Annotated in this window: 8 protein-coding genes; 7 read left to right on the top strand and 1 reads right to left on the bottom strand. The window is 43.0% G+C overall.

All coding sequences use genetic code 11. From position 1 onward, the window contains the following. From Q0236_RS12250 to Q0236_RS12215, 7 genes are all read left to right on the top strand, one after another. On the top strand, nucleotides 1–412 hold a 412-nt coding region (locus tag Q0236_RS12250), incomplete at its 5' end, for a hypothetical protein (RefSeq protein WP_297918506.1). 326 nt (nucleotides 413–738) lie between these two features. Next, nucleotides 739–2,292 carry an ATP-binding cassette domain-containing protein gene (locus tag Q0236_RS12245; protein WP_297918503.1) on the top strand — a complete coding sequence of 518 codons (1,554 nt, stop codon included), beginning with the start codon at nucleotides 739–741 and terminating at the stop codon, nucleotides 2,290–2,292. Nucleotides 2,293–2,533: 241 nt separating this feature from the next. After that, entirely contained in the window at nucleotides 2,534–2,854 is a 321-nt protein-coding gene (locus tag Q0236_RS12240) for a c-type cytochrome (RefSeq protein WP_297918500.1), read from the top strand. 101 nt (nucleotides 2,855–2,955) lie between these two features. Further along, nucleotides 2,956–3,774 (top strand): riboflavin synthase, encoded by an 819-nt coding sequence (locus Q0236_RS12235; protein ID WP_297918497.1) that lies wholly within the window; start codon nucleotides 2,956–2,958, stop codon nucleotides 3,772–3,774. A gap of 10 nt (nucleotides 3,775–3,784) precedes the next feature. After that, nucleotides 3,785–4,513, top strand: a complete 729-nt coding sequence (locus Q0236_RS12230; RefSeq protein WP_297918494.1) for a polyphenol oxidase family protein — start codon at nucleotides 3,785–3,787, stop codon at nucleotides 4,511–4,513. A 354-nt stretch (nucleotides 4,514–4,867) separates the two neighbouring features. Further along, nucleotides 4,868–5,608: a hypothetical protein gene (locus Q0236_RS12220; RefSeq protein WP_297918492.1), complete on the top strand. Its 741-nt coding sequence runs from the start codon at nucleotides 4,868–4,870 to the stop codon at nucleotides 5,606–5,608. A gap of 10 nt (nucleotides 5,609–5,618) precedes the next feature. Further along, nucleotides 5,619–6,086: a hypothetical protein gene (locus Q0236_RS12215; RefSeq protein WP_297918489.1), complete on the top strand. Its 468-nt coding sequence runs from the start codon at nucleotides 5,619–5,621 to the stop codon at nucleotides 6,084–6,086. On the opposite strand, the gene msrA is transcribed toward Q0236_RS12215, so the two are convergent. Next, entirely contained in the window at nucleotides 6,075–6,578 is a 504-nt protein-coding gene (gene msrA / locus Q0236_RS12210; RefSeq protein ID WP_297918486.1) for a peptide-methionine (S)-S-oxide reductase MsrA, read from the bottom strand. The two genes, Q0236_RS12215 and msrA, sit on opposite strands and share 12 nt — an antisense overlap. Nucleotides 6,579–6,918 lie beyond the last annotated feature (340 nt).

Here is a 6,918-nt window from a genome sequence, read left to right as displayed (position 1 = left end):
CGCGCTTCCGATACATTACGGGCTAGATAGCGTCGGCGGTAAATCAGGCATAATATTTCTTGTCGTTATCATGGCGGCGATGTTTGTAGTGCTACCCGTAGTGACATCTATTTTTATAATTTTAGCGACGATCTGCATGGTGCTTTTGCCCCAGATCATTTTTCACTTCGGAGGTGGCGTCGATAGCGTTTTTGATATGATATTTTTACAGGGCAAAAACGGTTTGTTTTGTAATTTTATGATCAGCGATCCAAACGATTACGCCGAGCTGCGTAGATATTTCAAGGCTGTTTGCAACAAAAATTTAGACTTAGCCGAAAAGAAAATTACGGCGCTATTTGAAGTAAGTAAATTGGAGATAAATTTATTAGCTAAATTCATCACGGAGCGCAACAAAAAGGGCGATGCCTAGAGTTAAATTTGGATTTTAGCAGAGTCGGCAAAGCTTATAAAATTTAAAAATATAGTTAAATTTTACGCTCTGTCGCTTTAGGTTTTTTAAATTTGATTCAAAATTTTGCAATCCGTCAAATTTAATCCTATCTGCTAATTTCTGTCAGGGGCGTAAATACAGATAGAGCTTATCGCTCCTGGCGCGCCAAAAGAGGATAAATTTACGGCGGAATTTTGCGCAGCCTTGGTAAAATTTTATTTGCGAAATGAGAACGGATTTAAAATTTAACCGTTTTTTCAAGCGAATTTTGCCACAATTGCGCTCAAATTTTGTTGGGGCGAAAGATGAAAAAATATACCAAGCAAATCCTCGCGATGCTCGCGCTAAACGCGATCTACAGCGGCTCGGGGATCTTGATTTTAAGCTTTATCAATAAATATCTACTTGACGGCGCCGAAAGAGGCGGCAGGATCATCGCGCTATTTTTTGCGCTCTTGGCACTATTTCTGCTGCTTTCGGTGCTAAGCCGCATCATGCTTTGCAAGATGGAAAACGACTTTGTGTTCGATCTGCGCACCAAGATCATCAAGCAGATCATCGATACGAAGTTCGAGCGCATCGAGGCTGCGTCGAAGGCGAACCTGCTTGCATCTCTTTCCAGCGATATTTCGCGCCTGACCGAGGGCTTTATGCGCATCTCAGAGCTGATCCAAGGCGCGATGATCGTGTTGTTTTGCGGCATCTACGTGCTATACATCGCGCCTATGATGTTTGCGTTTTTATTCGTTTGGATCGGCGCGCTGATGATCTTCAACCGCTTTTTGATGAAAAAGGTCATGCAAAATTTCGATCTGTACCGCCAAAACGAGGACATTTTGTATAAAAACTACGCCGCGGCGATCGAGGGGCACAAGGAGCTGTCGCTAAGCCTAGCCAAAGCGAAGAGCCTATACGAAAACGACTTTTTGCCCAACGCGCAAAATTTACGCCAAAGCTCACTGCGAGCCGAGGTTTACGGCGCGTTCGCGAGTAATTTTATGAACGTGATGATGCTAGGCGCAGTAGGCTTTGTGCTTTATTTTGGGCTTAGCGGCGGCAAAGCGGAGCTCGCAAACGCCGTAACGATCGCGCTTACGGTGCTTTTTTTGCGCGCGCCTTTGATGATGCTCATATTCTCGCTTCCTAGCGTGCTGCGCGCCAAGATCGCCTACGCAAAGATCAAAGAGTTAAATTTAGACCCGTTCGTGCAGGGCTTCGAGCTTGCGCAAATGCAGCCGTGGCGCAGCCTGGAGCTTAAAGACGTGGGCTTTTCGTATCCAGGCGGGAAATTCGGCATAAAAGGGGTAAGCTTGCAGCTAAATGCGGGCGAGACGGTGTTTTTAATCGGCGAAAACGGCAGCGGAAAATCGACGCTTTTTATGATCTTAGCGGGTCTTTATACGCCGCAAACGGGCGAAATTTTAGCCGACGGCGCGGCCCTTAAACCCTCCGATCTGCGCGCCTACAGCAACAACATAAGCGCGGTTTTCAGCGATTTTTATCTCTTCGACTACGCTACGGGCGATGCGGACATCGCGCGCGAGTGGCTGGCGCTTACGCACCTGCAGGATAAGGTTGAGCTAAAGGGGGCTAAATTTAGCACCACGAGCCTATCTAGCGGGCAGCGCAAGCGTTTGGCGCTCGTAAGCGTGCTGATGGACGGGCGAAAATTTTTGATGCTCGATGAGTTTGCGGCCGATCTCGATCCGCAGTTTCGCGCGGAGTTTTACGAGCGGATTTTGCCGGAGCTGAAATCGCGCGGATACACGATCTTTGCGATCTCGCACGATGATAAATACTTCGGCACCGCAGATAAAATTTATAAGATGCAAGGCGGCGAAATTTCGCAGATCAAATAAAATTCCACCGCCGCGAATCTTGTCGTCTAAAACGCAGCGCCTCGCAACTCGCGTCATGTTTTGAGCTGCGCTTGCCGAGTCTGCTTTAAATTTAATCAATGCCCTTGAAATTCCGTCGTGCGCGGCTTGCGGAGAATGTTTTTTGCGTTCACGCTCGCGAGAAATTAATCCAAATTTTTAAACGCAAATTTAAAAATTTCAACTATAATGCGCGCCACAACTTAATCGTAAAGGATGAAAAATGAGAAAAGTTTTAATCGCATGCGCTGCATTAGCGGCGTTTAGTTCGGCAGCGTTTGCCGCAGACGGCGCAACACTATATAAAAAATGCGTGGCCTGTCACGGAGCCAACGCCGAGAAGCCTTATCTTGGCGGCAAAGTACCTGCGCTAAACACCCTAAGCAAGGAAGAGATCGTAGCTAGCCTAAAGGGCTACAAAGACGGCAGCTTGGGCGACGGCAAGGGAAAATTCGGCATGATGGGCGTTATGAAGGGTCAAGTCGCTTCACTTAACGACGAATCGATCGAAGCGCTAGCCGATTTCATCGTTTCTAAAAAATAATTTCAAACTTCATTCGGCGGGCTTCACGCTCGCCGAGCTTCGCTTAATTTAAAATTTCAAAATTCTACGCTAATATCACGTAAAAATTCCAAAGGCTCATAATGTTTAACGGACTGATCAGAGAGATCGCGCAGGTTGCGAGCTTTAGCGGCGATTTGCTGCGACTGCGCGCGAGATACCGCCCCGCGCTCGGCGATAGCGTCGCGGTAAACGGCGCGTGCCTGAGTGTGACGCGGCTTTTTGCGGATGGATTTGCGGTGCAGCTTTCGAGCGAAACGGCGCGCGTCATCGTCGCACAAAACCTGCGCGGCTCTGTGCATATCGAGCCAGCGATGCGGATTGGAGATCGCATAGACGGGCATTTGATCCAAGGGCATGTCGATGCCGTGGGCGAAATTTATAAAATTTCAAAGCTTGCAAGCGGCGTCGATTTTTTTATCCGCGCGCCGCTGCATATAGCGCCGCTGCTAGCGCCGAAAGGTTCGGTAGCGATCGACGGCGTGAGCCTAACGATCAACGAAGTGCTTGAGGGCGGAAATTTTACTCACAAAGACCGCAAAGGTTCGCACGGTTCAAATTTTAGCGACGCAGGCTCGCATGGCGCAAATTCTAGCAGCTCAAATTCCGTTCGCGATCCAAACTCCTTGGGCGCAAATTTAAAGAGCGAGGCGCAATGCTGCGCCATTCGCCTTACGATCATCCCGCTCACGCTCAAAGATACGCTCTTCGGAACTTACAAAATCGGGCGCCGCGTAAATATCGAAACCGATCTGCTCGCGCGATACGTCGCGGCGCAGCTGGGATTTGCGGGCGGACAGCTCGTCGGTCGCGGCACTGTCGCGGCGCGCAATGATAGCGCCGATGGCGAGCAAGACGGGCTTTCATGGGATGCGATAGATAAAATTTTAAGCCTGTATTAAGCGGCGCACGATGACTAAAACCGAAATTTGCAGAGAAAATCTTGAGTTTGTATTGGACGGGCAGGGCGTTCTGGCGGGCTTTGGCACGCGGCTTGGCGGCGTAAGCAGCGGAGCGTATGCGAGCCTAAATTTAGGAGATCACGTGGGTGACGATCCGCAAAATGTCGCGCAAAACCGCGAAATTTTAGCCGCTGCGCTCGGCATCGGACCGCAAAATTTAAAATTTATGCGCCAAATCCACTCAAACAAGGTTGAAATTTTACGCGCAGATAGCGATGAAATCCCGCCCTGCGACGGGCTAGTGACCGATCTGCGCGGCGTGGCGCTATGCGTGCTGGTAGCGGACTGCTCGCCTGTGCTGATCGCCGATGAGCGGCGCGGCGTGGTTGCCGCAGTGCATGCGGGGCGCGCGGGCGTAATAGGGCGGATCTGCACCAGCGCGATAAATTTGATGAGCGAGCGCTTCGGCTGCGTCGCTGCGGAGCTGAAGGTATTCGTGGGCGCGAATATCAAGGCGCGAAACTATGAACTTGGCGGGCTTGATCTGGGCGAGTTTGAGCGCTACAAAACGCAGGGACATTTCGATATGAACGCCGCGCTGCGCGACGAGCTCGCAGCTGCGGGGGTGCGAAACGTTAAATTTGATCCGCGCTGCACTTTTGAGAGCGAGCGACATTTTTCATACCGTAGAGACGGCATCACGGGACGCTTCTGCGGCTTTGTGATGAATAAAATTTAATCAATTTAGAGTTGTGGATCAAAAACAAAAAATTCCGAAATATCTACTTCCAAAACATCTGCTATTTTTATCAAATGTTCGATATTGAAATGTTTTTTATTGATATGAAGTTCAATCATTGAGATCGTTCCTACGGGGCTTTGTGTCCGATGGCAAGAGCGAGCGAAAGCTGCGAAACGCCTTTTACCGTTCTGATGTGCTTGACATTCTCGCCTATAGCCTTGTAAATAGCGTCCATCTTCTCATCGGTTATCGTGCAATCCTTATTATTAAACCAACCGTAAGAATATTTGGATTATAATCCGCCATCAACTAACTATAGTTATGGATAAAATTCTATATAGAGGTAAATTCGTGGCAATTATTGATTATGAAAGAATTTTAAATGATTTTAGAGATGAGGTAAAAGATAAAATTATAACAAATATAGTTGATATTGATAGCGCTAAAAAGTTCATAAGTTATAACATTAAGGCTATCAAAAGGAGGGTATCAAGCGAGGATGTGGAGTGCTTCGAGCGCTATCTTGCTTATAAACCTGACTATATTGAGCTTGATGGATATAACAATGATATCTTGCAAAGAAAAAGTTATTTTTTAAAAGCAAAAGATGGTTCATATAGTAATTTGGCATTATATTTTAAAGTATTTATTATTTTAAAATTAGCTGAAAAATTTAGTTTGCTAAATAATTCGCAGGAAGTTATCAAGGAAATTGATTCCTTATGGAATACTGCGTTAAAAGAATATGCTTCAAAAAATAATTTAATAGAAACTAAAGCCCATAAATTTGTAGAAGAACATAAAGGTATGAATATATCGATCAAAATTCTTGCTTACTTAAAGGGATGCCATACTATAGGCGTAGAAACGATAAAAATCATTAGGGAATTAGAAAAGGTGCCAGCCTATAAAGATATCAATACCGATGTTGCTAATTTTGATTATTTAAAGCTATCTTGCTTGGATAATTATAAGATTCCGCAGTATTTATTGCCTTATTATATAGTTTATGTGGCTATGGAAATTTTACCTGATACGAAAAATGATGGGTTTTATGAGCTAAAAACAAGGATTGCTAGTATCCTAGAATAAGGTAAATATAATGACAGATGAAAAAATTCAACTTTATTTTTTGATTATATTGTTGCTTGTAGCTATAGTTATTTTTGTGATCAAGGTTTATAGCTATATAAAAGAACAAGTTGCTCGATATGGTTTGGGAAAAGTATTAATTAGCTTCGTAATTATATTTATAATTATAGTTGTAGGCTTTACTAATGATGTTATTGGCCAATATGTTATTGGCGGTGCAATAATTTGTTTAATACTTAAGGTAATCGCAGAAGCTATAGATAGTTGGACGCAAGATTACATGGAAAAGGCGAAGATAAGATCTGAAATTAGAAAAAGAGAGGAGGAAGAAAAGAAAGCAGAGATGGAAAATTTAAAACGACAAGAAGAAGCCTTAAGGATGCAGCAGCTTAATGAGAAAATAGATAAAATCAAAAAAAGCAAAAGTCGGGATTTCCCGACTTGTTATTTTATATTCCTACTTATTTTATTTCTTTGAAAAGATTTTTACTGCGTTTTCAAGATCTAAATGACAATATCCATTAGGATTTTTATCTAAATAATTTTGATGATATTCCTCAGCTAGAATATAATGTTTTAATGGTCTAACTTCTACTTGAATTTCTCTTGAATATCTATTTTGCTCATCTTCTACCCTCATTCTTATTGTATTTAATTCTTCTTTATCCACATAATAAATTCCAGTTCGATATTGTCGCCCCTCATCAAGTCCCTGTCTATTGATACTTGTTGGATCAATTATCGAAAAATAATAATCAAGAAGTTGATTTAAAGAAATTATATCTTCATCATATTTTATATACACTACTTCAACATGATCAGTCATTTTTAAAATATCATAATTAGTGTCAAGAGTTTGTCCATTTGCGTAACCAACTGATGTTTCTATAACGCCTGGAGCCATTTTAAAAAACTTTTCAACTCCCCAGAAACAGCCTCCTGCCAAATAAATTTCTTTAAAATTTCCCATAAATTACACCTCCTTTTATTTTCGCTCTTAAATTGAATTAGTAAAGTTAATTATTTAGTTCAATTTAAAAAGTTACCATATAATTTATTATGTCATTATACAAGTTGATAAATAGAAATTATTTAACAATATCTTTTAATTATATTATTTTTTTGTTGGTTTTTGTATAAGCAACATTGAAATGTAATTTTTTTACTTTTCCTTTGAAATAGCCTCTTTTAACTGATTAACAGCCTTTTCCAAAACTGCTCTTGGACAAGCGGCATTCAGCCTCATAAATCCTTCTAGCCCCTTCTGATAAACACGCCCCTCATTCAATCCTAATTTCGCTTTTGTGAGC

The sequence above is a fragment of the uncultured Campylobacter sp. genome (assembly GCF_938031315.1).
GTDB lineage: Bacteria > Campylobacterota > Campylobacteria > Campylobacterales > Campylobacteraceae > Campylobacter_B.
Note: the sequence above shows the minus strand (reverse complement) of the source record. Positions and strands in the feature narration are given on the sequence as shown.

What these genes read in the sequence shown, in the direction of transcription:
- Q0236_RS12245 (WP_297918503.1), top strand. Translation starts at nt 739, where the DNA reads ATGAAAAAATATACCAAGCAAATCCTCGCGATGCTCGCGCTAAACGCG.
- Q0236_RS12240 (WP_297918500.1), top strand. Translation starts at nt 2,534, where the DNA reads ATGAGAAAAGTTTTAATCGCATGCGCTGCATTAGCGGCGTTTAGTTCG.
- Q0236_RS12235 (WP_297918497.1), top strand. Translation starts at nt 2,956, where the DNA reads ATGTTTAACGGACTGATCAGAGAGATCGCGCAGGTTGCGAGCTTTAGC.
- Q0236_RS12230 (WP_297918494.1), top strand. Translation starts at nt 3,785, where the DNA reads ATGACTAAAACCGAAATTTGCAGAGAAAATCTTGAGTTTGTATTGGAC.
- Q0236_RS12215 (WP_297918489.1), top strand. Translation starts at nt 5,619, where the DNA reads ATGACAGATGAAAAAATTCAACTTTATTTTTTGATTATATTGTTGCTT.
- msrA (WP_297918486.1), bottom strand. Translation starts at nt 6,578, where the DNA reads ATGGGAAATTTTAAAGAAATTTATTTGGCAGGAGGCTGTTTCTGGGGA.